The sequence below is a fragment of the Roseomonas sp. OT10 genome (assembly GCF_020991085.1).
Lineage (GTDB): Bacteria > Pseudomonadota > Alphaproteobacteria > Acetobacterales > Acetobacteraceae > Roseomonas > Roseomonas cutis.
The window spans coordinates 1,212,598-1,235,315 of record NZ_CP087719.1 but is presented as its reverse complement, the minus strand read 5'-3'; the positions used below and the strand labels follow the sequence as shown (position 1 = coordinate 1,235,315).

Annotated in this window: 21 protein-coding genes and 2 pseudogenes; 12 read left to right on the top strand and 11 right to left on the bottom strand. The window is 72.8% G+C overall.

Going from position 1 to position 22,718, the window contains the following annotated elements:
• Positions 1-83 precede the first annotated feature (83 nt).
• Complete coding sequence (gene ubiG / locus LPC08_RS05655; protein ID WP_230451746.1) at positions 84-803, top strand: bifunctional 2-polyprenyl-6-hydroxyphenol methylase/3-demethylubiquinol 3-O-methyltransferase UbiG; 720 nt, start codon at positions 84-86, stop codon at positions 801-803.
• Between the two features lie 7 nt (positions 804-810).
• Here ubiG and LPC08_RS05650 read toward each other — a convergent pair whose 3' ends face one another.
• The 6 genes from LPC08_RS05650 to LPC08_RS05625 all read right to left on the bottom strand — a co-directional run bounded on the left by LPC08_RS05650 (position 811) and on the right by LPC08_RS05625 (position 7,011).
• A complete protein-coding gene (locus LPC08_RS05650; protein WP_230451745.1) occupies positions 811-1,857 on the bottom strand; it encodes a response regulator in 1,047 nt (348 codons plus the stop codon).
• Positions 1,845-3,242, bottom strand: a complete 1,398-nt coding sequence (locus tag LPC08_RS05645; protein WP_230451744.1) for a sensor histidine kinase — start codon at positions 3,240-3,242, stop codon at positions 1,845-1,847. Before LPC08_RS05645 ends, LPC08_RS05650 begins: the two co-directional genes overlap by 13 nt.
• Complete coding sequence (locus LPC08_RS05640) at positions 3,239-3,829, bottom strand: putative pterin-binding protein (RefSeq protein ID WP_230451743.1); 591 nt, start codon at positions 3,827-3,829, stop codon at positions 3,239-3,241. Before LPC08_RS05640 ends, LPC08_RS05645 begins: the two co-directional genes overlap by 4 nt.
• A gap of 755 nt (positions 3,830-4,584) precedes the next feature.
• Positions 4,585-5,556, bottom strand: coding sequence for a Bug family tripartite tricarboxylate transporter substrate binding protein (locus tag LPC08_RS05635; RefSeq protein WP_230451742.1), 972 nt, complete (start codon positions 5,554-5,556; stop codon positions 4,585-4,587).
• 67 nt (positions 5,557-5,623) lie between these two features.
• Positions 5,624-6,832 (bottom strand): FAD-dependent monooxygenase, encoded by a 1,209-nt coding sequence (locus LPC08_RS05630; protein WP_230451741.1) that lies wholly within the window; start codon positions 6,830-6,832, stop codon positions 5,624-5,626.
• Positions 6,833-6,867: 35 nt separating this feature from the next.
• On the bottom strand, positions 6,868-7,011 hold the full coding sequence (locus LPC08_RS05625) for a hypothetical protein (RefSeq protein WP_230451740.1): 144 nt from the start codon (positions 7,009-7,011) through the stop codon (positions 6,868-6,870).
• A 210-nt stretch (positions 7,012-7,221) separates the two neighbouring features.
• On the opposite strand from LPC08_RS05625, the gene LPC08_RS05620 reads away from it, so the two are divergent.
• Positions 7,222-7,998, top strand: coding sequence for an IclR family transcriptional regulator (locus LPC08_RS05620; protein WP_230451739.1), 777 nt, complete (start codon positions 7,222-7,224; stop codon positions 7,996-7,998).
• A gap of 336 nt (positions 7,999-8,334) precedes the next feature.
• On the opposite strand, the pseudogene LPC08_RS05610 reads toward LPC08_RS05620, so the two are convergent.
• Positions 8,335-8,469, bottom strand: a pseudogene (locus LPC08_RS05610) (transposase domain-containing protein); the annotation flags it as partial.
• 544 nt (positions 8,470-9,013) lie between these two features.
• Here LPC08_RS05610 and LPC08_RS05605 point away from each other — a divergent pair.
• From LPC08_RS05605 to LPC08_RS05580, 6 genes are read left to right on the top strand one after another with little or no spacing between them, the layout of a single operon-like run.
• Positions 9,014-9,778 carry an enoyl-CoA hydratase-related protein gene (locus LPC08_RS05605; protein WP_230451738.1) on the top strand — a complete coding sequence of 255 codons (765 nt, stop codon included), beginning with the start codon at positions 9,014-9,016 and terminating at the stop codon, positions 9,776-9,778.
• A 7-nt stretch (positions 9,779-9,785) separates the two neighbouring features.
• Positions 9,786-10,757 carry a Bug family tripartite tricarboxylate transporter substrate binding protein gene (locus LPC08_RS05600; RefSeq protein WP_230451737.1) on the top strand — a complete coding sequence of 324 codons (972 nt, stop codon included), beginning with the start codon at positions 9,786-9,788 and terminating at the stop codon, positions 10,755-10,757.
• Between the two features lie 27 nt (positions 10,758-10,784).
• Positions 10,785-12,290: an AMP-binding protein gene (locus tag LPC08_RS05595; protein ID WP_230451736.1), complete on the top strand. Its 1,506-nt coding sequence runs from the start codon at positions 10,785-10,787 to the stop codon at positions 12,288-12,290.
• A 2-nt stretch (positions 12,291-12,292) separates the two neighbouring features.
• A complete protein-coding gene (locus LPC08_RS05590) occupies positions 12,293-13,471 on the top strand; it encodes a thiolase family protein (RefSeq protein ID WP_230452996.1) in 1,179 nt (392 codons plus the stop codon).
• Positions 13,468-13,911: a Zn-ribbon domain-containing OB-fold protein gene (locus LPC08_RS05585; RefSeq protein WP_230451735.1), complete on the top strand. Its 444-nt coding sequence runs from the start codon at positions 13,468-13,470 to the stop codon at positions 13,909-13,911. The genes LPC08_RS05590 and LPC08_RS05585 overlap by 4 nt, the downstream gene beginning before the upstream one ends.
• Positions 13,908-15,089 (top strand): CaiB/BaiF CoA transferase family protein, encoded by a 1,182-nt coding sequence (locus tag LPC08_RS05580; RefSeq protein WP_230451734.1) that lies wholly within the window; start codon positions 13,908-13,910, stop codon positions 15,087-15,089. Before LPC08_RS05585 ends, LPC08_RS05580 begins: the two co-directional genes overlap by 4 nt.
• Before the next feature lie 82 nt (positions 15,090-15,171).
• Here the strand turns inward: LPC08_RS05580 and LPC08_RS05575 are convergent, their stop codons facing one another.
• Both LPC08_RS05575 and LPC08_RS05570 read right to left on the bottom strand, forming a co-directional pair.
• Positions 15,172-15,885, bottom strand: a complete 714-nt coding sequence (locus LPC08_RS05575; RefSeq protein WP_230451733.1) for a nitroreductase — start codon at positions 15,883-15,885, stop codon at positions 15,172-15,174.
• 90 nt (positions 15,886-15,975) lie between these two features.
• Positions 15,976-16,728: an alpha/beta fold hydrolase gene (locus LPC08_RS05570; protein WP_230451732.1), complete on the bottom strand. Its 753-nt coding sequence runs from the start codon at positions 16,726-16,728 to the stop codon at positions 15,976-15,978.
• 136 nt (positions 16,729-16,864) lie between these two features.
• On the opposite strand from LPC08_RS05570, the gene LPC08_RS05565 reads away from it, so the two are divergent.
• The 4 genes from LPC08_RS05565 (at position 16,865) to LPC08_RS05550 (ending at position 21,864) form a co-directional block, all read left to right on the top strand.
• Positions 16,865-17,797 carry an AraC-like ligand-binding domain-containing protein gene (locus LPC08_RS05565; RefSeq protein WP_230451731.1) on the top strand — a complete coding sequence of 311 codons (933 nt, stop codon included), beginning with the start codon at positions 16,865-16,867 and terminating at the stop codon, positions 17,795-17,797.
• A gap of 258 nt (positions 17,798-18,055) precedes the next feature.
• Entirely contained in the window at positions 18,056-19,957 is a 1,902-nt protein-coding gene (locus tag LPC08_RS05560) for a flavin-containing monooxygenase (protein WP_230451730.1), read from the top strand.
• Positions 19,958-20,080: 123 nt separating this feature from the next.
• Positions 20,081-20,998, top strand: a complete 918-nt coding sequence (locus LPC08_RS05555) for a hypothetical protein (RefSeq protein ID WP_230451729.1) — start codon at positions 20,081-20,083, stop codon at positions 20,996-20,998.
• 14 nt (positions 20,999-21,012) lie between these two features.
• Positions 21,013-21,864, top strand: coding sequence for an MBL fold metallo-hydrolase (locus LPC08_RS05550; RefSeq protein WP_230451728.1), 852 nt, complete (start codon positions 21,013-21,015; stop codon positions 21,862-21,864).
• Between the two features lie 55 nt (positions 21,865-21,919).
• Here LPC08_RS05550 and LPC08_RS05545 read toward each other — a convergent pair.
• Both LPC08_RS05545 and LPC08_RS05540 read right to left on the bottom strand, forming a co-directional pair.
• Positions 21,920-22,375 (bottom strand): annotated as a pseudogene (locus LPC08_RS05545) (transposase); the annotation flags it as partial.
• A 123-nt stretch (positions 22,376-22,498) separates the two neighbouring features.
• Positions 22,499-22,690, bottom strand: coding sequence for a hypothetical protein (locus LPC08_RS05540; RefSeq protein ID WP_370643307.1), 192 nt, complete (start codon positions 22,688-22,690; stop codon positions 22,499-22,501).
• Positions 22,691-22,718: the final 28 nt, after the last annotated feature.

Here is a 22,718-nt window from a genome sequence, read left to right as displayed (position 1 = left end):
AGAGCGACGCCGCCGGCCGCAACCTTGGCCGGAATCGGGGCCCGGACCCGGCCCTGCCCAGCCCCTTCCGGGAGTACCCCGCCATGTCCGGCACCGTCCGCGCCGATGAGATCCGGAAATTCGACGCCCTGGCCGCCCGCTGGTGGGACCCGGCCGGGCCGATGCGGCCGCTGCACGCCATGAACCCGCTCCGCACCGGCTGGATCGCCGAGCGCCTGGCCCGCGCCACCGGGCGCCTCGGAGGGAGCCTGGCCGGGCTGCGGGTGCTCGACGTCGGCTGCGGCGCGGGACTGGCCAGCGAGGCCCTGGCCCGGCGCGGCGCGGCCGTCACGGGGATCGACGCCGCCGGCGAGGCCCTTTCCGTCGCCCGCGCCCATGCGGCGGCCGAGGGGCTGGCGATCGACTACCGCGAGGGGCTGGCGGAGACGCTGGACGGGACCTGGGACGCGGTCGTCGCACTGGAGGTGATCGAGCATGTCTCCGACCGCTCCGCCTTCCTGGCGGCGCTGGCGGCACGGACCGCCCCCGGCGGCTGCGTCTTCCTCTCCACCCTGAACCGGACGCCGCGCTCCTTCCTGATGGCCAAGCTCGGGGCGGAATACGTGCTCCGCCTGCTGCCGCGCGGGACGCATGACTGGCGGATGTTCGTCACCCCGGCCGAGCTGGGCGCCGGGCTGCGCCGCGCCGGGCTGCTGGTGCGCGACATCGCGGGGATGGGCTTCCACCCGGGATCGGGACGCTGGCGGGAAACGCGCGACCTGTCCGTCAACTACATCGTCATGGCGGAACGCCCGGCGGGGTGACGCGGCCTCAGCCGTCGCTGAGGGACACCGGGTTCGCCAGGAACAGGCTGACCAGGTCGGCCTGCCGGTCCGTCTCCGTCTTGCGGAAGATGCTGCGCAGGGTGGAGGCGAGGGTATTGCGCGACAGGCCGGATTCCGCGGCGATCTCGTCCAGGCGCTGGCCTTCCGCCAGGGCCAGGGCGAGGCGCACCTCCGCCGGGGTCAGGCCGTAGAGGCGCGCCGCCACCTCGGGCGGCATGCGCGGCCGGCGCTCCGCATCGGAGACGAAGAGCGCCACGCCCGCCTCCGGCGCCGTTCCCAGGGCGCAGGCGAGGATCGCCAGCGGCCGGGCGCCGGAGGGCCGGGGCAGCGACAGGGCGGCATTCTCGGGCGAGCCCTGGCGGCGGTGGACGGCGTCCACCAGCTCCCGCAGCGCCTTGTTCTGCTCCGCATTGGCGCCGCGCAGCCGGCGGTTGGACAGGGTCAACCCGTCCTTCTGCTCCAGGATGGCCGTGGCGGTGCGGTTGGCGAAGGTCACCTCGCCCTCCGCATCCAGCAGCAGCACGCCCAGGGCGACGTGGTTCAGCGCCCGGGCGGCCGCCTCGCTGCCCGGGGGCGGGGCGGCGCCACCCTGGGTGGCGAGGCCCGCGAAGGCGGCGCGCACCTCCTCGATCTGCCGGTCCGCCTTTTCCCGCATCCGGTCCACCTGCCGCAGCCGGGAGGCGACGGTGGCCAGCATCAGGTCGAAGTCGATCGGCTTGACCAGGTAGTCGTCCGCCCCGGCCTCGCGCCCCGCCAGCATGTCCGCCCGGTCGGCCAGGGCGGTGAGGAAGACGAAGGGGATGTCCGCCAGGTCGGGCCGCTCCGCCCGCAGCCGGCGCAGCAGTTCGAAGCCGTCCATGCCCGGCATGGTGATGTCGCAGAGCACCAGGTCGGGGGCACGATCTGCCAGCAGGGCCAGTGCCTCGCGGCCGTCCTCCGCCTGCGCCACCACGTAGCCGGCGGCCTCCAGCTCCTCGGCCAGGTCGGCGCGCAGGTCCGCCTCGTCCTCCACGCACAGGATCAGGCGGCCCATCGCAACCATCCCAACGAACGTTTGGCGGCCCCGGACCGGGCGGGGTCGCCGACCGGCTCGAGCCGCAGGGTGAAGGTGGAGCCCTCGCCTTCCCGGCTCTCCACGGTGATGTCCCCACCGTGCAGCCGCGCCACCTGCCGCGCGAAGGCCAGGCCGATCCCCGTGCCCGGCACGTTCCGCGCCGTGCTGGCACGATAGAAGCGGTCGAACAGGCGCGGAAGCTCCCCGGCCGGGATTCCGACGCCATGGTCCCGGACCCGCAGCACCATACCGCCGCCGACGGTGCTGCCGCCCGTGACGACCACCGGCGAGCCCGGAGGCGAGTACTTCACCGCGTTGGAGACGAGGTTGGCGATGGCCTGCTCGACCAGGGTCACGTCGCAGGGCAGGACAGGCGGCAGGCCCGCGAGGTCAAGCTCCAGCCGCGCCTTGCCGTCCAGCTCCGTCTGGGAGGCGCAGATCTCGCGCACCAGCACGGCCGGCTCGCAGGGGCGCGGGTTCAGCGTGATCTCCCCCGCCTCCAGCCGCGCGGCGTTCAGGGTGCTCTCCATCAGCCGTACCATGCGGCGGGAGGCATCGCGGATCTTGGCGGTGCGTTCCGCCAGCTCCTGCGCGTCCATGGCCGTGCCGCGCCGGGCCATGCGCTGGGCGCTGCCGTCGATGATGGCCAGCGGCGTGCGGAACTGGTGCGAGACGACCGAGACGAAGCCGCGGTACAGCCGGCCCAGGTCGCGCTCCCGCTCCAGCGAGATCTCCGCCCGTCGCGCCGCCACCCGGCCCTGGACCAGCAGCACGATCAGCAGCACGCCCATGCCGGCGATGCCCGAGCCGAAGACCACGAACTCCAGCATCGCCCGGCGGCGGCCGTCCCGCAGCAGCAGGCGCTGCTCGCGATCGGCCAGGACGGAGCGGTTGGCCGTGTCGCGCAGCTGCATCAAAAGGGGTGCCAGCGCACCGCGCAGGGCGTTGACCGCGTCGCGATCGCCGGGGGTGAGGGTCTCCGCCAGGGAGGCAAGCCAGACCACCGGGCCGATCCGCCGGTCCAGCTCCGTCGCCTCGCCGAGATCCTCCAGCCGCTCCCGCACCGTGCCGGATTCCAGCACGGAGAGCCGGCTGACCAGCACGTCGAAACGCAGCATCACCTCTTCCTCGTCCACCTCCGGATCGTCGGCATAGCGGCGGGTGACGGTGTCGAGCATCCGCGCCGTCTCGACCTGGGCCTGGCTGACGAACCACAGCACGCTCTCGCCCAGGCGGGTCTGGACGTTGCGCTCGACCTCGATGAGCCGCAGCCCGGCCATGACGAAGAACAGGATGAAGGCGATCACCGCCCCGAGGGCGAGGAAGGAGGCCCGCCGCCGGACCAGGGCGGGCGGGAGGTTCACCTGACCTCCAGGCTGCGCAGCTGCCAGACCCAGCGGGAGTTGTACTGGGCGTCGTCCAGCTCGGGGTGCTCCGAGCGCGGATAGACGATCCAGAGCGGCCCCTTGTCGCGGGTGGTCAGGTCGCGCCCGTCCATCCGGTAGGCCAGCAGGACGTCGTAGCGCTCGAAATCCTGGCGGGGGATGTCGATCATGTAGTCGTTGACCGCCCGGGCCCGGACCACGCCGCCCTGCGCGCCGACCCGTTCCAGCACCGCGCGGGCCAGCACGCCCTCGAACTGCTTGATGCCATCGGTCCAGGCCGTCGGGGTGCTGAGCTGCCTCTGGCCCAGGGCCCGCAGCATGTCCCGGTCGAAATCGGCACGGCCGTTGCGGTTGGTGACGGCGATATTGCCCATCAGGCTCAGCAGGACCCGCCCGCCCGGCTCCGGCAGCGCCTCCTGCGGTGCCGCCGCGGCCCGCCGTGCCGCCGGCAGCGCGGCGAGCAGCCCCAGCAGCACGGACCGCCGGGACGCGGGCGGGGCGACCCCGGCCACGCCGGCGGGCCGGCGGGCCGGCGTCGGGTGGGGGGCCGGAACGGGACCGGGCATGGGCGACCTCGCGAGGGAAGGCGCGCGGGCTGGGCGGGCAACGGAGCCCCACCGGCCATCCCGTGACGCAGCGGTGACAGTGGCAAGCCGGCCGTTACATCATAGGCGACGGCGACCTCCGTCTCAACCGAGGCGGCACGGTTCCCGAGCGTGGAACGAAGCCGGCGCCGGATGGCCGTCCCGCCGGGCGGGCACGGGGCCCCGCCATCCGCGGACCCCGTGCGGAGCGTGTCACGTCAGACCGGCTTCAGTGGGCCTCGCGCAGCGTCGTCCTCCCCGGTTCATCTGCGGCACCGTCCCAGGTTGTGGGTAACGATCAGGGCGGCAAGTCCCCTGGCCCGCGCCGCCCCAGGCCGCTGGGCGGAGACATGGTCGGGAGTGACACCGCCAACATCCCCGGGCGGCCCATCCGCCAGCGGGGCCGCCGGCCATTGACGGGGGCCATGGCGGAGCACTGCTGTGACGCGTCTGGCAGCGCACCATGCACCCCGAGCGTGTCGTCATTCTGGATGAGACCGGTGCTGCCGCGAACATGACCCGTCGCTACGGCCGGGGACCCGGACGTGAGCGCCTGGTCGACGCCACGCCACACGGCCACTGGCGCACCAGCCGCGCCGTCATCCGGCTGGCGGACAGGGAGCGATCCCCCTTCCGGACGTCGCCCGCGCCCTCGACGCGCTCTGCCGCCGCGGCGCCGGCTTACTGGAGGAGGACGCACCGGATTGGAGGCCGCGGGACGGCCCCGCCCACGCGCCTCATTCCACCGTGATCCCCGTGCTCTCGATCATCTTGCGGTAAAGGCCGGCCTCCCGCGCGATCCTCTCGCCCATCGCGGCTGGGGTGCCGCCGACAGGGCCGATCCCGAGGCGCGCCATCAGCCCCCCCATCTCCTCCGTGCGCAGCGCCGCGTTCGCCTCCCGGTTCAGCGCCGCGACGATCGCGGGCGGCGTGCCGGCGGGTGCCGCGAGCCCGACCCAGGAGGTGAGGTCGAGTTCGGGCAGGCCAAGTTCCACGGCGCAGGGCACCTCCGGCAACAGGGGGGAGCGGGCGGCGCCGCTGGCGAGAAGGGCCGTCACGCGCCCCGACTGCACCTGCGGCGCGGCGGCCGCCACCACCTCGAAGAACAGGTCCACCTGCCCCGCCACCACGTCGTTCATCGCGAGCGAGCCGCCGCGGTAGGGAACGTGGGTCAGACGCACGCCCGCACGGGCCATGAAGAGCTCGGCAAAGACGTGCGGGAAGCTGCCGTTCCCTGCCGAGGCGACGGTCACCTCACCCGGCTTCTCCTTCGCCAGCCGCACCATCGCCTCCAGGCTCCGGATGCCGCGCCGCGGGCTCGCCACGAGGATCGTCGGCGCCTCCGACAGCGCGGCGACGGGGGCGAAGGCGGTCAGCGGGTCGTAGGGCTGCGGGCGGTACACGTAAGGGGCGATGACGTAGGTGCTCGTCGTGCCGAGCAGCAGCGTGTAGCCGTCCGGCTCCGCGCGGGCGACGTACTGCGCGCCGATGGTGCTTCCCGCGCCAAGGCGGTTGTCGAGCACGAAGGGTTGGCCCAGGGCCCGCTGGAGCTGGAGGTTGACCAGGCGCCCCACCGGGTCCGACTGCCCGCCCGGCGCGAAGGGGTTGATCACCGTGACGGGACGGGACGGGTAGGCGCCCTGCGCGCCGGCCGCGCGCGCCAGCGGCAGCAGGGCGGCCGCGCCCAGCAGGGACCGGCGATGGGTCATCTCTCGTTTCCTCCGTTCTCGCGCGCCGCGGCGCGGGGACCCGGCCTCCGCGCCGGGCCGCCCCTTCTCAGACCGGCACCGCCGTGGCGTCGTAGCGGAACAGCCAGTCGTAGCGCTCGCGCACGCGGTCGGGCTGCCATTCCCGGCCGACATACGCCGCCGCGCCCTCCGCCTCGGCGAGGGCGGGGTTGTGGAAGCGCTTCGTGTTCTCCTCTGAGCCGCGCACCATCCGCGCGGTTCGCTCCCGGCGTGCGTCCTCGTAGCGGGAGAGGCCCTCCGTCACGTCGTCGCCGGCGGCTTCCAGGGCGCGCGCGAGAACCACGCCGTCCTCGATCGACTGCACGGCGCCCTGGGCAAGGAAGGGGAGCGTCGGGTGGCAGGCGTCGCCGAGCAGCGTCACCCGCCCCTCGGACCACCGCTCCAGCGGCGAGCGGGCCATCAGCGCCCACTTGTAGGGCGTGTCGATGCTGCGGATCATCGCCTGCACGTCCCCGTGCCAGCCCTCAAAGTCGGCCGCGCACTCCTCCGTGCTGCCCTGCGTGGTCCAGGACTCCACCCGCCAGTCGTCACGCTCGACGATGCCGACGAAATTCATCAACGCGAAGTTGCGGAGGGGGTACTGCACGACGTGGCGACCCGGCCCGACCCAGTTGGTGCTGGCCGGTCGCTTCATGTGGGCGGGCAGGCGCTCCATCGGGATCACGCCGCGCCAGGCGACGAGCCCCGTGAAGCGCGGCGCCTCGTCGCCAAAGAGCTGGTGGCGGATGCGCGAGTGGATGCCGTCCGCGCCCACCAGCGCGCTGCCGCGCGCGCTGCGCCCGTCGGCCAGGCGCAGCGTGACGCCCTCCGCGTCCTGCTCGAAGCCCTCCGCCCGCGCGCCGAGCCGGAGCGCTCCGGGATCGAGGCGGCGCACCGCCTCCACCAGCGCCGCGAGGAGGTCCGGCCGGTAGACGGTGAGGTAGGGGAAGCCGTAGCGCGACACCGATTCGCCGCCGATGTCGAAGGGCGACCAGGTCTCGCCCGTGCTCCAGAGGCGGATCTCCTTGCCCGACGCCTCGCAGGAGAGCGCCGTCACCGCCTCCCCCACCCCGAGCTCGTGGAGCGCGCGGGTGCCGTTGGGGCTGATCTGGACGCCGGCGCCCACCTCCCGCAGTTCCGGCGCCTGCTCGTAGATCTCCACCGCGTGGCCACGGCGCAGCAGGGCGAGCGCGGCCGACAGGCCGCCGATCCCTCCGCCCGCGATCAGGACCCGCGGCTTCGCCTGCACGTTGTTCATCGAGGCGCCTTCTCCTTGGCTGGCACGGGACGGCCTCACGCCGCGCGCGGTGCCGGCTGCTCCCGCGTCACGTCGTGCTCGAAGATCCAGTCCCGCGAGATCGGGGGCGGGGCCGGGCTCTTCCGGTTGTTCTGGAACTGCTGGCGCGCCTGCAGCTGCACGCCGACGTAGGTGAGCATCCCCGGCCTCGCCGCGTGATCGACCTCATGACGGTGCCTGCCCTCCCCCTACTTCCGCCGGGCTGTCGATCCGGGATCGCCGCCGCAGCGCAACTTGCCCTCCGATTAAAATAGCGAACTTAATTCGTCAATAGCGAATTCATGCCCTTGCGCCGGCGCGGTTCGGCGCGCCGAATTGACGGGGGGCACCGCCTGTCCTCTTCATGCGGCATGGCGAAGCGACGAACCGATCAGGACGAGGCCAATCAGGAGGCCGGGCAAGAGAAGCGGTCCGTCCAGTCCGTCGTGATCGGGTTCCGCCTCGTCGAGGCGCTCGAAGCCGCCGGCGGGCCCCTCCCCCTGAAGGATCTGGCGATAGCCGCCGGCATGCCGGCGAGCCGGGCGCACGCTTACCTCGCCAGCCTACGGGCCGTCGGCCTGGTGACCCAGGAGGTGGAGGGCGGGCACTACGACCTCGGGCCTCGCGCCCTCTCCCTCGGGCTTGCCGCCCTCGGGCGGCTCGACGTGCGGGACGCCGCGCTGGATGCCATGCGCCGCTTCCGCGATGAGACGGGCGAGGCGGTGCACCTCTCCGTGTGGTCGGGGCAGTCGCCGGTCATCGTGTCGCGCCTGGACGGGCGGCGCGGCGTGTCGCTCGCGATCCGTCTCGGCTTCGCGCTGCCGCTGGACCGCTCCGCCTCCGGCCGGATCTTCTTGGCCTTCCTTCCGGAGGCGGGGCCCGCGAAACCGGCCTTGCGGTCTGAGATTGAGCAGGTGAGGGCCCGGGGCATCGCCATCACCGATGGCTTGCTGAACGCCGGCTTCGCTGCGCTCTCCGTCCCAGTCCTTGACCACTCGGGCGACCTCGCGGCGGCGATGACCACACTCGGTGCTGCCGGCCATATCGACATCGCGCCGGGCGGGCCGACCGCGATGTGCCTGCGCGCCGCCGGAGAGGCCGCATCGGCGAGCCTGGGCTACAGGCGTGGACGACCTGGGTTCGGCTAGGAACATCCAGCAAGCTGCTGACGCCTCTGGTGCGCAGCCCTGCTGCATGCGCGCGGGCATCGTAGTTCTCGTCGGCCCCGAGCGTGATCCGCCGCCGCACCGTCAGGCGCTGCTGGTCCACGAGGCCGAGCGAGGCGCCGCGCTCGGCCGTGCCGGTGACCCGTGTCAGCCAGGCTAGGCGAACCAGACCCGAGCGGTTCTCCATGAGCACGTGCCCGGCATAGGCCAGGAGGGAGGGCTGCCCACCCGACCTGCGGGCGAAGCGTGCGTCCGGATCGGTGGCGCTGGCATGCGTCACGTTCGAGCATAAGCGTCCGGTGACGCGGGGATCGACTGTCAGGTTGCTGAGGCTTCGGCGTCGTTTGGCGGATTCCACGGCAGGAGCTCAGCGACGCAGCTGACGGGGTGGTCGGCGATGCGCTCCGGCGCGCGGCGCAGATAGGCCTCCGGGCTGAGGCCATTCAGCCTGGCTGGTGCACGACAGCGGCAGCCCAACGGAGATGGCGGCACGCATCCGTCGGGAATCCACGATCTACCGCGCGTCATCGCCGAGGCACGGATTGCCGTCGAACGGAGCGGATCGTCGGCGGGCGGATGGCAGTCCGCCCTGGCGGCGCCGACCGCCCGTGCCAGGCGGCCGCGCCGGTCGCCAAGCCGCGGCAGGGCCTGAACCTCGATGACGAATCTGTTTCGCAACTGACGAATTTCGTAATTGACGAATTTGTTTCGAATATGCCAAATACATCCTGAGGAAACCGACCAAGAAAGCGAGAGAGCACCATCATGACCGCAGGATGGAACCTGCACCGTGCCGTTCGGCCCGGCGCCTCCCGCCGCCAGCCGGGCCGGGGCGGCGGGCGACCATGGCCGCCGCGCCCCTCGCCCGGTCGTCGCGCCGTTCCCATGCCGCCCTAGGGCCGGCGACCGCCCTCCCCCCTTGTCATGCGCGCCGGACCCGGGACGGGCCGCGCGTGGCCCGTCCGCCGCCACATCCCTCAGAGAAAGAAGAAGCTGCATGAGCGCCCACGTCCTCCTCGTCGAGCATCCCGCACCGCATGTCGTGCTGCTCCGGATCAACCGCCCGGAGGCGCTGAACGCGCTCAATGCCGAGGTGCGCGAGTCCATCAACACGACCCTGCCGCGACTCGACGCCGACCCCGAGGTGCGCTGCGTCGTGCTCGCCGGCAGCGAGAAGTCCTTCGCCGCCGGCGCCGACATCAAGGAGCGCGCCGGCATGTCGGCCGTCGACGTGATGAAGATGAGCACGACGCGCGGCATCGCCGCCTTCTCCAAGCCGATCATTGCCGCGGTGAACGGCTTCGCGCTCGGCGGCGGCTGCGAGTACGCGCTGCAGTGCGACATCGTCGTCGCGAACGACCGCGCCCGCTTCGGCCAGCCGGAGATCAAGCTCGGCCTGGTGCCCGGCGCCGGCGGCTCGCAGCGGCTGCCGCGCGTCGTCGGCAAGCACAACGCCATGTACATGGTGCTGACCGGCAACATGGTGAGCGCGCAGGACGCGCTGCGCATGGGCCTGGTCTGCGAGGTGGTCAATGGCAATTGCGACGCGCGGGCGATCGAGCTGGCCACTCAGATCGCCGCGATGGCGCCGCTCACCGCAAAGCTCATCAAGGAGGCGGTGAACAGCGGCGCCGACATGGCGCTCGACGCCGCGCTGCGGCTGGAGACGCGGGCGCACCAGCTCGCCTTCGCGACCGAGGATGTGCGCGAGGGCATCGCCGCCTTCATCGAGAAGCGCCAGGCGCGGTTCGGCGGGAACTGAGGCGGTCATGCTGCTCCGCAAGCGCACCCTCCTGCGGTCCGCCCTCGCCGGCCTGCTGCCCGCCGCGCTGCCGGTCCGCCCGGCGCGGGCGGAGGCCTTCCCGGCGCGGCCGGTGCAGATCATCGTCGCCTTCCCTCCCGGCGGCCCCTCCGACGCCATCGCCCGCTCGATCGCGCCGGCGCTGTCGGAGCGCTGGGGCGTGCCGGTGATCGTGGACAACCGGCCCGGCGCGGCCGGCTCCATCGCCGCCTCGCTGGTGCTGCGCACGCCGGCCGACGGGCACACGCTGCTCTTCACCGCCTCCACCCACGTCCAGGCGATCGGCCTCAAGCTGCGCCTCTCCTACGACCCGGTGGCGGACTTCCAGGGCATCATCCAGGCCGCGGTCTCGCCCCTCGTCTTCATGGTGCGGCCGGACGGGCCGCGCACGCTGGCCGAGTTCATCGCCCTGGCGAAGCAGCGCAGCCTCAGCCACGCCTCCTTCGGCGTCGCGACGACGGGCCACATCTACGGCGAGTACCTGAACCAGGCCGCCGGCATCGCCATGGCCAACGTACCGTTCAGCGGCGGTGCGCCCGCCGTCTCCTCTCTGCTCGGCGGCCAGACCGACTGCTCCTTCATCGAGGGGACACAGGCGATCCCGCTGGTGCAGTCCGGCAGCCTGCGCCCCCTCGCCGTGACCGGCCCGACGCGGTTCACGCATCTGCCGGACGTGCCGACCTTCGCCGAGAGCGGCTTCCGCGGCTTCGAGCTGCGCGGCATGCACAGCATCCTGGCGCGATCGGCTGTCCCGGACGGGATCGCCGACCGCCTGGCCGCCGAGCTGGAGGCGGTGATGGGCGAGCCGGCGATCGCCGCGCGCCTCGCGGCACTCGGCGTGGAGCGCCCGCCGCCGGCGCCTGACCGGCGCGCCGCACTCCGCGTCGAGGCAGCGCAGTGGACGGACCTGATCCGCCGTACCGGCATCAGCGTGCAGTAGTCGGGGAGCAGGAGGATGTCACGGGGCATGGGCCGCATCGTCGTCGCCGGGATCGAGACCACGCTTCCCGATTTCGAGGAGCAGGTCGCCAGGGCCATGGCCGGCCTTGCGCGCCTCGGGGTCGGCGAGGGCAGCGCGGTGCTGCTGCTGCTGCGCAACGACACCGCCTTTCTCGTGGCGGCGCAGGCCGTCTCGCGCCTCGGTGCCTACCCGGTGCCGGCGAACTGGCACAACAAGCCGGACGAGATCGCGGTGATGCTGCGCGATTCCGGCGCCCGGTGCGCCGTGGCGCACGCGGATCTCGCGCGCTCCCACCTCGCGGGCAGCGAGGTGACGGTGGTGTCCGTCCGGCCGCCGGGCGCCGCCGATGCCGGGCTGGAAGGGCCGGGCTGGATCGCCTGGGAAGCGCTGCTCGCCGGCAGCGAACCGCGGGAGGTGGCGCCGGTGCCGCAGCGCGGCGCCCTCATCTACACCTCCGGCACCACCAGCGCGCCCAAGGCGATCGACCGCGCGGCGATGACCCCGGCGCAGGCCGCGGCGATGGCGGAATCGCAGTGCCTGACCTACGGCTTCCGCCCGGGCATGAAGGCGCTGATCTGCGGCCCGCTCTACCATTCCATGACGATGTCCTACGCCTTCACCGCCATCCGGACCATGGGCGAGGACGGCGCGCTGTTCGTCGAGACGCGCTTCGACGAGCGGCGGATGCTGGAACTGGTGGAGCGCGAGCGGATCACGCACCTGCTGATGGTGCCGGTGATGTTCATCCGCCTGCTCCGGCTCGACCCCGAGGAGCGCGCGGCGCGCGACGTCTCCTCCATCGAGGCGGTGACGCATTCCGCGGCGCCGTGCAGCCGCGAGGTGAAGGAGGCGATGGTCGCCTGGTGGGGACCGGTGCTGCGGGAGTTCTACGGCGCCAGCGAGAGCGGGCCGGTGACGCTGCTTGCCGGCGAGGACTATCTGCGCAAGCCGGGATCGGTGGGGCGGCCGATGGCGGGCTGCACCGTCCGCGTCCTGGGCGAGAACGGGGCGCCGCTGCCGGCCGGCGAGGCCGGCGAGATCGCGGTGCGCAACGGCTCCTACCCGGAGTTCACCTACCGCCACCGGCCGGAGGAGCGGGCGAAGCTGGACCGCGACGGGCTGATCGCGACCGGCGACATCGGCTGCCTCGACGAGGAAGGCTTCCTCTTCCTGCGCGACTGCAAGAAGGACATGATCATCACCGGCGGGGTGAACGTCTATCCGGCCGAGATCGAGGGCATCATCCTCGAACGGGCCGAGGTGCGCGACTGCGCGGTGTTCGGCATCCCGGACGCGGAATTCGGCGAATCCATGGCCGCCCATATCGAGCTCTGTGCCGGGGTCGATCCCGACATGGAGGCGATGCGCCGCCACCTCGCCGACCGGCTCGCCAAGTACAAGATCCCGAAGGTCATCCACTTCACCGAAGGTCTGCCGCGCGACGACAACGGCAAGATCGCCAAGCGGCACCTCGCCGCGCCCTACTGGGCGGATCAGGGGCGCCGCCCGTGAGGATGCTCGCCGACCGCGGCATCGCCGTGGTGGCCCATGGCGAGGTACCGAACGCCAAGGGCTCCGGCCGCTCGGCGCTGGAGCTGGGTGCCGCGGCGATGCGCGACGCGCTGCGCCGCTCGGGCATCCGCCCTGACGAGATCGACGGCGTCCTCGCCACCACGCCGCTCTCGGAGGCGGGCGACCCGTTCTGGACCAACCTGCTGGTCGAGACGCTCGGCCTGTCGCCGGGCTGGCTTCAGGCGATCGACCTCGGCGGCGCCTCGGCGATCGCGGGCGTGGCGCGCGCCGCGGCGGCGATCCATGCCGGCGCCTGCGAGACGGTGCTCTGTCTCTTCGCCGACGCGCCCTCCACCCGCTATCTCGGCCGGCAGGGCGGGCATCGCGCCGAGGTCGCCGATCCGGCCGGCTGGGGCGGCCCGGTGACGGGCTTCGGCCTGCTGGCCAGCGTCTATGCCGACCGGTACGGCTGGCCCGAGGCGGCGCTGGCGCAGCTCGCCATGCAGCTCCGCGAGAATGCCGGCCGCAATCCGAATGCCTGCGCCGAGCTGGCCCGGCCGCTGACCGAGGAGGCCTACCGCCGCTCCCGCCCGATCGCCGACCCGCTGCGGCTGCTGGACTGCGTGATGCGCTGCGACGGCGCCAATGCCGTGATCGTCACCTCGACCGCGGCGGCGCGCCGGCGCGGCCTCGCGCGCGTGGCGCATCCCATCGCCTATCGCGAGCTGACCAACCCCGATCCGCGCGGCGAGAGCGACGACCTGCTGGCCTCCGGCTTCTCCGTCGTCGGGCCGCGCGCGCTGGCCGATGCCGGCCTCGCGGCCTCCGACATCCGCATGCTCCAGGCCTATGACGACTTCACCATCGCGGTGCTGCTGCAACTGGAGGAGATCGGCTTCTGCGCACGGGGCGAGGCGGGGGCGTTCGTCCTCGCCAACGACCTTTCCCCGGCCGGGCGCCTGCCCGTGAACACCGGCGGCGGCCAGCTCTCAGCCGGCCAGTGCGGGCTGGCGGGCGGCGGCATCGGGCTGGTGGAGGCGGTGCGGCAAATCCTCGGCGAGGCCGGCCCGCGCCAGGTGGCGGCGCCGCGCAACGCGATGGTCACCGGCCTGGGCGTAGTGCCCTATGCCGGCAATTGGGGCACCAGCGCCGTGCTCATCCTCGAAGGGGGCAGCCCATGAGCGGCGACGGCAAGGGCGGCGGCCCCGTGAGCGTCGGCATCGACCTGCCCGAGGCGGGGCTCGACGCGGCAACGGCGTTCTGGGCGCATCTCGCCGCCGGCGAGCTGCGGCTTCAGTACGATCCCGGCGCGGATCGCTGCCAGTTCTATCCGCGGCCGCTCAGCCTGTTCGCGCCGGACGGGTCGCTCGAATGGCGCGCCGTGCCGCGCACCGGCACGCTGCTGGCGCTGACCATGGTGCGGACGCCGACGCCGGGCTTCCCGCTGCCGCCGCCCTATCGCGTCGGTCTCGTGCGCCTGGATGCCGGGCCGCGTCTGTTCGGCGTGGTCGAGGCGGAGGCGGCGCCCGCCATCGGCAGCCGGGTGGAGCTGGTGCCGCCCGAGGCGGCGAAGGACGTGCCGCCGCTGCGCTTCCGGCCGGTCGCGGCGGCCGGCGCATGAGCGCCCCGGCCGAGAGCGTCGCGCCGGACCCCCAGGCCGACGCCACCCCCGCCGGCACCGCGCCGGGCGGGCCGCTCGCCGGGCTGCGCGTGGTGGAATTCGCCGGCCTCGGCCCCGGCCCCTTCGCCTGCATGCTGCTGGCGGACATGGGCGCCGACGTGCTCACCATCATGCGGCCGGCCGAGCGGCTGCCTGGCCCCGGCTCGATCCTCGGCCGAGGCCGTCGGGTGGTCCAGCTCGACCTGAAGTCGGATGCGGACCGGGCGGCCGTGCTCGCCCTGTGCGACCGCGCCGACGTGCTGGTGGAAGGCTTCCGGCCCGGCGTCATGGAGCGGCTCGGCCTCGGGCCGGAGGCGCTGGCGCGGCGCAACCCGCGCCTCGTCTATGGCCGCATCACCGGCTGGGGGCAGGACGGGCCGCTGGCGCCGCGCGCCGGCCACGACATCAACTTCATCGCCCTGGCCGGCGCGTTGCACGCGATCGGCCCGGCGGACGGGCCGCCGGTGCCGCCGCTGAACCTGCTGGGCGACTATGCGGGCGGCAGCCTCTACCTCGTCTGCGGCGTGCTGGCGGCGCTGCTCGAACGGCAGCGCTCGGGACGCGGGCAGACGGTGGACGCGGCCATGGTGGACGGCGTGCTGTCGCTCATGAGCAGCATCCTCGGCATGGCTCGCACGGGCCGCTTCACCGAGGCGCGCGGCACCAACCTCCTCGATGGCGGCGCGCCCTTCTACGCCACGTACCGGACCGCCGATGGCGGCCATGTCAGCATCGGCGCGCTGGAGCCCGCCTTCTTCGACATCCTCTGCGACCGGCTCGACCTGCCGGCCCCGCTGCGCGCGGCGCAGCGGGACCGGGCCGCCTGGCCCGCGCTGCACGCCGCCTTCACCCGGATCTTCGCGTCACGCCGCCGCGACGAATGGGAGGCGCTGCTGGGCGACGTGGATGCCTGCTTCGCGCCGGTGCTGCCGCTCTCCGAGGTGGAGGCGCACCCGCATCACCGCGCGCGCGGCGCCTTCGTCACGGTCGGGGAGAGCCGGCAGCCGGCGCCGGCGCCGCGCTTCGGGCGCACGCCCTCGGGCATTCCCGCCGCCGCGCCGGCCCTGCCGGTGGCACCGGAGGCGGCCCTCGCCGCCTGGGATGCCGCGCCGCCGGAACCGGCCGGCGGCCGGGACTGAAAGGACCCGGGCGATGGCCGCGCCACGGCGGAACCCGCTCCGGCCGGCACCGGGTGGCGCCTCGCCCCGGCGCCGCGCCGTACTACGCGCCGTGCCAGTCGACGACTTCGGCGAGCGGCGCCCGCTCGGTCCGGAAGGCGTTGGCGGGGTGCGCCGGGTCCTCGTAGCCGAAGGAGATGCCGCACAACACCTGGCGCCCCTCCGGGATGCCCAGCCGCGCGCGGAGGATGGGCGCGTACATCGCCAGCGAGGCCTGCGCGATACTAGCCACGCCCAGCGCCTGTGCCGCCAGCATGAAGCCGGTGACGTAGGCCCCGCAATCGACCGCGCCGTAGGGACCAAGCGCCGCCTCGGTGGTGACGACCGCCACGTGCGGCGCGCCGAAGAAGCGGAAATTCTCCAGCGCCTGCCGGCGCGAGGCCTCCCGGTCGCCGGCCGCCACGCCGGTCGCGGCGTAGAGCTGCAGGCCGGAGACGCGGCGCCGGTCCCGGTAGACGCCGAGATACTCCTGCGGGAACGCGATGTCGGGCGCGGGCGCGCCGGCGCGCGCCGCCTGAAGCACCGCCTCGCGCAGCTCTTCCGTCGCGGCGCCGCTCGTCACATGGACCCGCCAGGGCTGGGTGTTGCACCAGGAGGGCGTGAGCTGCGCGACCGCGAGGATGCGCGCGATCACGTTGCGCGGCACGGCGTCAGGCCGGTAGCCGCGGCAGCTGTGGCGCGTGCGCAGGAGCGCTTCCAGCGCCCCGATGGCGTCCATCCCCGGCGCCGTGCCGGTCGGTGCCTCACCATCCGTCATCCCGTCCTCCCTGTTTCCGGCAATGCCCGTCCCCCGATCACGGTGATGACGGGCATCCGCCGCCCCGCCGGGGCCCGGCCACGGCGCCGCTCAGCCCGGCTCCAGGAAGCCCGCGAGATGCGAGGCGAGGATCAGCGGGCACTCGTTCGCCGGATAGTGCCCGCTGTCCGGCATGACGGCGAGCCGCGCGTTCGGCAGCGTCGCGAGCCAGGTGGCGCGGGCCACCGCCTCCGTGATGCCGGGATCGTGCGCGCCGACGATCACCAGCGTCTCCGCCGTGACACTGGCTGCCTCCCGCGCGAAATCCTCCAGTGCCCAGGATTCGAAGTAGGCGGCGAAGGCGTCCGGATCGCTGATGCGCATCGAGTGCTCGGCCACGCGCCGGCTCCAGACCGTCGGCAGACGGCCGCCCGTCGCGTTGGCGACGATGCCCTGGCGTACGCCGGCCACATCCCTCGCCTTGCGGAACAGGCCGAGCCGCTGCTCGTCGAAGGGCGAGCGGCCGGCCCAGACGGGGGCGATGCCGCAGAGCTTCCCGACGCGCCCCGGCGCCTCGACCGCCACGCGCAGCGCCGCCTTGCCGCCCATGGAGTGGCCGACAACGTCGAACCGCTCCCAGCCGAGCTCGTCGGCCAGCGCCACCGCGTCGCGCGCGATCGTCGCGACGTCGTAGGGGCCGGTCTCGCCCTTCCGCTCGCCGAAGCCGCGGAACTCGATGCAGGCGAAGCTGAAGACGTCGGGATCGATGGCGGCCAGCATCGCGTCGAAGTCGTGCGCGTCGCCGAACCAGCCATGGATCAGCACGGCGCGAACAGGCCCGTTGCCGTACCGGTATGCTACCATTCCGCTTGCTCCACCCCGCATCGCCCGGCCATCGAACCAGCCGCGCGGAAAACTACCCACAGGCGCGCCCGGCGGGCTGCGCCGGTACGGCACTGCGTCTGTGCACAGAAGGAAGAGAACCAGGGAGGATGACCGGATGCGCAAGCCGGGAAGCCAGAGCTACTGCCTGAGGGGCCTTTCCTCGGAGATCCTGTCCTCGATCTTCGTGCCGCTCGAGATGCGCGGTGCCGCCGCGGTCGAGGGGCGCTACCTCGTCACGGAGGTGGACTCCCTGCGCTTCATCCGCGCGCGCAGCCGCGGCGACCGGTACGAGGCGCGGCGGCGGCAGGATCACATCGCCGCCGGTGCGGAGGGCCACTGCTTTGTCTGCCTGCCGCTGAGCCGCCCGACACTGCTGCGCCAGGACGGCGCGAGCTGCCTGCTCGAACCCGGCGATCTCGGCATCGTGGACTCGCGGCGGGAATACAGCGTCGAGGTTCCGGCCGGCAGCGACACGCTGTGGCTGCGGCTCGACACGGCCAGGCTCGCCGGGCGCTTCCGGGCAGCGCCGGCGATCTTCGCGCGGCGGATCGACGGCAAGGCCGGCATCGGCCGGCTCGCCGCCGGCTTCCTGCGCTCCGCGATCGGGCAGGAAGGCGCGGTGCCGTTGCCGTCCCGGACGCTGGTCGCCACCGTCGCGACAGACCTGCTGGCCGAAGCAGCGGCCACGCTGCTCCAGGACCGGCCGTTCCGCTCCGGCAGCCAGCGCAGCTTCGACCGCGCCTGCCTGCACATCGACCGCCATGCCGACGACCCCGAGCTGTCGCCGGCTTCCATCGCCCGCGCGCTCGGCATCGGCCCGCGCTATCTCAGCCAGCTCTTCGCCGATCGCGGCGAGACGGTGATGGGGCGCGTGCAGCGGCAGCGGCTGGAGCTGTGCCGGGCGCGGCTGGAGCGGGAGGTGTGGCGCCCGGGTCTGATCACCGAATTCGCCTATGCCGCCGGCTTCGGCAACGTCTCCAGCTTCAATCGGGCCTTCAAGGCGGCCTTCGACCGGACGCCGCGGGAGGTGACGCTGCGCCAGCCCTGACCGGGCGGCCGTCCCGCACCGTGCGGCCCGGTGGCTTCCGGGCACACCCTCTCCGCGCAGCCCCGCTGCCGCCTGCGCAAAGACACGGCCCGCCGCGTCGTACGACCATGCCACCAAGGCGATCGGGCCATCTGATCCGCCGGCCGGGCGAAGGCGCCGGCGGGAGAGGGTGTCCACCGACGGCGCCCGTCACCGCGCCGGCGCCGCGCGCCGACCGGGGTGAAGCCGGGCAAGGTCCGACGCAGGGAGGGAAGGCCGGTGACGGACGCAGCCGAAACCGTGGCGCTGCTGGAGGGGCATATCCGCGCCGGAGCGGAATTGCCGGTCCTCCTGATGGCCACGGCGCATCTGACGGGCGACCATTCGCTCCTCACGCCAGGCCGGAAGCCGGGCGCCGTGTTCGGCAAGCTGCGCTGCGAGGTGGAGCCGGCGGAGCGGGAGACCATCCTCGCCGCCTGCGTCGAACGCCTGCGCGCCTTCCTCGCCGCCGGCGCGCCGGTGCCGCCGCTGACCTTCGACGTGCTGCACCGCATCGCCGCCTGGGCGGTCGGCAAGGAGATCGAGCCCTTCGTGCCGCTGCTGGCCGAGGAGATGGTGCTGGGCGGGCAGGATCCCCGCCGCCCCGGTTGGTCCAAGGCGCGGATCGCGCCGGACCGTCCCTTCAGCGTCGGCATCGTCGGCGGCGGCGAGAGCGGCATCATCGCCGCGATCCGCCTCGCCCAGGCCGGCATCCCCTACACCCTGTACGAGAAGAACGACGCCCTCGGCGGCACCTGGCTGGAGAACCGCTATCCGGGCTGCCGGGTGGACATCAACAGTTACGTGTACAGCTACGCCAGCGCGCCCGTCGTTTGGCCGGAGTATTTCGGGCAGCAGCCCGACGTGCTGGCCTACCTGCAGGATGTGGCGCGGCGGCACGGGGTGGACGAGCAGACGCGCCTCAACTGCGCGGTGCGGGCCGCGCGCTGGGACGAGGCGGCATCGGCCTGGAAGCTGCGCCTCTCGCAGGACGGCGCCGAGGTGGTCCGCACGCACCAGGCGGTGATCTTCGCCGTCGGCCAGCTCAACCGGCCCGCCCTGCCCGACATCCCAGGCCGCGACGAATTCGCCGGCCCCGCCTTCCATTCCGCGCGCTGGGACCATGCCACCGATCTCGACGGCAAGGATGTCGGCGTCATCGGCACGGGGGCCAGCGCCTGCCAGTTCATCCCGAAGCTCGCCGAGCGGGCGCGCAGCGTCCGCGTCTTCGCGCGCACCACGACCTGGCTGCTGCCGACGCCGGAGCTGCACGAGGCGGTGCCCGACAGCGCCCGCTGGCTGATGGCGAACCTGCCCGCCTACCAGCCATGGTACCGCGCCTCCATGCTGATGATGCAGGGGCCGGGACTGCTCGACCGGATCACCCACGATCCGGCCTATCCCGCCTCGGAGACCGCCATCTCCGAGAGCAACGATGCGCTGCGCGCGTCGCTGCAGGGCTGGATCGAGGCGCAGATCGCCGACCGCCCGGACCTGCGCGACGCGCTGATCCCGGACTCGCCGGTCGGCGCCAAGCGCATCCTGCGTGACAACGGCGCCTGGATACGCGCATTGCGCCGCGACAACCTGCGCGTGGTGCGGACGCGGATCGAGCGGATCGTGCCGGGCGGCCTCGTCACCACGGACGGGGAGCACCACCGGCTCGATGCCCTGATCTACGGCACCGGCTTCCAGGCGGCGCGCTTCCTGCACCCGATGACGATCACCGGCCGCGGCGGCGTGGACCTGCACGAATACTGGGGCGCGAACCCGCGCGCCTATCTCGGCCTCACCGTGCCGAACTTCCCGAACATGTTCGTCATGTACGGGCCCAACACCAACCTGGTGGTGCATGGCGGCAGCATCATCCTGTTCTCGGAGCTGTCCGCCAAGTACATCCTCAGCGCGCTGCGCTGCCTGCTGGAGGACGGGGCGCGTTCCCTCGAAGTGCGGGACGGCATCCACGAGACCTACAATGCGCGGGTGGACGAGACGAACGCCCGCCGCGCCTGGGGCTGGTCCGGCGTCAGCAGCTGGTACAAGAACAGCGAGGGTCGGGTGACGCAGAACTTCCCCTTCACCATCGCCGAGTACTGGCAGCGCACCGATCGGTTCGAGCCGGGCGAGTACCTGCTCCGATAGGGAGTTCCCGTCTCCAGGTCACGCCGCCCGGCGCGACACGGCGGCGGGCGGGACGCGCCAGGGCGGCGCGCGAAGGACCGCCCGGAACCGGCTGGGCCGGCAGGAAGCAGGGGAAACGGCGTGATGCACGTGGATTCGGAGACGATCGGACCGATCGCTGACAAGGAAACGGATCCCGCTGATGCCGCGACGGCGCCCGAGCCAATTGCCGAGGGGTTGCACCTGCTCGGCGGCAACGTCGCCATCGACGAGCGATTGTCCTGGTACCCGGCGGCGGAGGCGGGCCGCCACCTTCCCTTCAACAGCTACCTGCTGGCGGATGCCGGCAGCCTGCTGCTGCTGGAGGGCGGCGTGCCCGCGGTATTTCCTGCGATCGCGGTGCAGCTCGGCGGGCTGGCCTGCGCCGGGCAGGGGCCGACACGGCTGGCGGTCACGCGGAACGAGCCGGACTGCGTCGCCAATATTCCCGATCTGGTACGCCTGACCGGGCTGCGCACCGTCCATTCCCCCGGCCTGCTGGACACCCTGCAATTCTTCACCGCCGACACGGAGGCGCTGCGCGAGGGGAGCTTCCTCGACACCGCCACGGAATTGCAGATGCTGGATTTCGGCGTGGCCTGCGCCCGCGTCGCGCCGGGGGACACGGTGCCGGTCTCGGCGCATCGCCGGCTGGAGGCCATCCAGGCGCCGCTGCGGGTCCTGCCGACCGTCTGGTACTACGAACGGGTCAGCCGGACCCTGTTCTGCTCCGACAGCTTCTCCGACGAGACGGCGGCCACGCCCGGCCAGCGGCTGCTCGCCGGGGTGGCGCCGCACGACGCGCTGGTCGCGCGCTGCCTGGAGAATTTCGCGCTGAAGTTCGACTGGCTCGCGCGCAGCCGGCTGGCGCCGATCATCGACCAGGTCGAGGCGATCTTCGACCGCCACGACATCGAGGTGCTGGCGCCGAGCCGGGGCCTCGTCATCCGCGGCGCGGCCGCGGTCCGCGCCAAGCAGTCGGCGATGCTCGAGGCGCTCCGGCGGCTCGAAGCCCGCCATTGAGGAGGAGACCCGCCATGTCCGACGCCGCTGCCGGGGGGCGCGCCGGCGATGCCGCGCCCGCGACCAACCGGATGGATTATCACGGCTTCTCCACCCGGCAATTCACCGACAGCGCCTACCTGCTGACCGGCTGCTTCCACATGCGGATGTACGGCCGGGAATTCCACACCCATGCCTCGGCCTACCTGCTGCGCGGCAGCGCCGGCGCCGTCCTGATCGACACCGGCCACGCCAAGGACGGGCCGCGGATCGAGGCCTTCATCCGCTCCGTCGTCGGCGACGAGCTGACCTACATCTTCCCGACGCACGAGGAGTACCCGCATGCCGGCAACCTCGGCGCGTTGCTGACCGCCTTCCCGAAGTCGACGGCGGTGGGGGAGGCGCGCAACCTGCACCTGTACCACCCCGGGCACGCCCGCGCCGGCCGCTTCCGGCAGATGCGCACGGGGGAGACGCTGTCGCTCGGCGACCGCACGCTGAGCGTCCTTCCCGCCCTCGTCCACGACCTGCCGGCGACGGCCTGGGCGCATGACGACAAGGACGGGCTACTCTTCGTCTCCGACGCCTTCGGCTTCTCGCATTACGCGACCGACCAGTGCGCGCTGCTGACGCGCGAGATGCCCTTCCGGCCGACGCTGGAGGATACGAGGATGGTCCTCGACCTCGCCCTCTACTGGGCGCGCTTCGCCGACAACCATCCCCTCGTCGCGGATTTCCGCCGGATGCTGACGCGTTATCCGACGACCATGATCTGCCCGGCGCACGGCAACGTGGTCACCGAGGTTGAACAGCTCACCGCGCTGATGGAGGAGGCGCTGCTGGCCAACGGCATCGCCCTACCGGCCGGATACCCAGCCGGCGGGTGATAAGCCGCTTGGAGTTGGAGTTGAACCGCTCCCGTGGACGGTTGGCGGGGAGGGATCAGTTGTTCTCGGCCATGGCTCTGGCTTCGTATTCGATGGGGGAGAGGTAGCCCAAGGCGGGGTGACGCCTGGCAGGGCTGTAGAAGCCCTCGATGAAGGCGAACGCCGCCATCCGCGCCTCGGCCTGGGAGCGGAAGCTGCGGCGGTCGAGGAGTTCGCATCCGAGGGTGGCGAAGAACGCCTCGGCCATGGCGTTGTCGTAGGCGTCACCGACCGAGCCGGTGGAGGGGCGGACTCCCGCCTCCCTGCATCTGAAGCCGAAGGCCACGGATGTGTATTGGCTGCCCTGGCCCGAGCGGTGGGCGACATCGGTGGAATTGCGCGTTGTCACCGCCATGTCGAGCGCGTCCAGCACCCAGCGAGTGCGCAGGTCCGTCACCATGGCCCAGGCGACGATCCGGCGCGACCAGACATCGAGCACGACAGCGAGGAGCAGCAAGCCCGCTGCGGCAGGCCGCCGCCTTTGCCAAAGATGTCGCACTCCTGACGCAGGCGGTGGCTCTCATGCCGAAGCTTCGTCAACTCCTCCCGCTCGGGGCTGGTCACGCCGCTGTCGTTGCGGGCCCCGCCGTCGCGCTCAGCCTGTCGACCCCAGTTCCAGATCGACGTTCCAGATCGACGGCGCCGTCGGCTCGAACTCCCTCGCACGCTCCTCAGGCGTTCGCCCCGATCGGACCAACTCCACCATCTGCCGCCGGAACTCCGGCGGGTAGGGCACCCTGAATTTCGGCATCTCCGACACCCCCGTCTCAAGCCTCAGGGTGTCCACGAAACCGGGTCAACTCCAACTCCAGTCG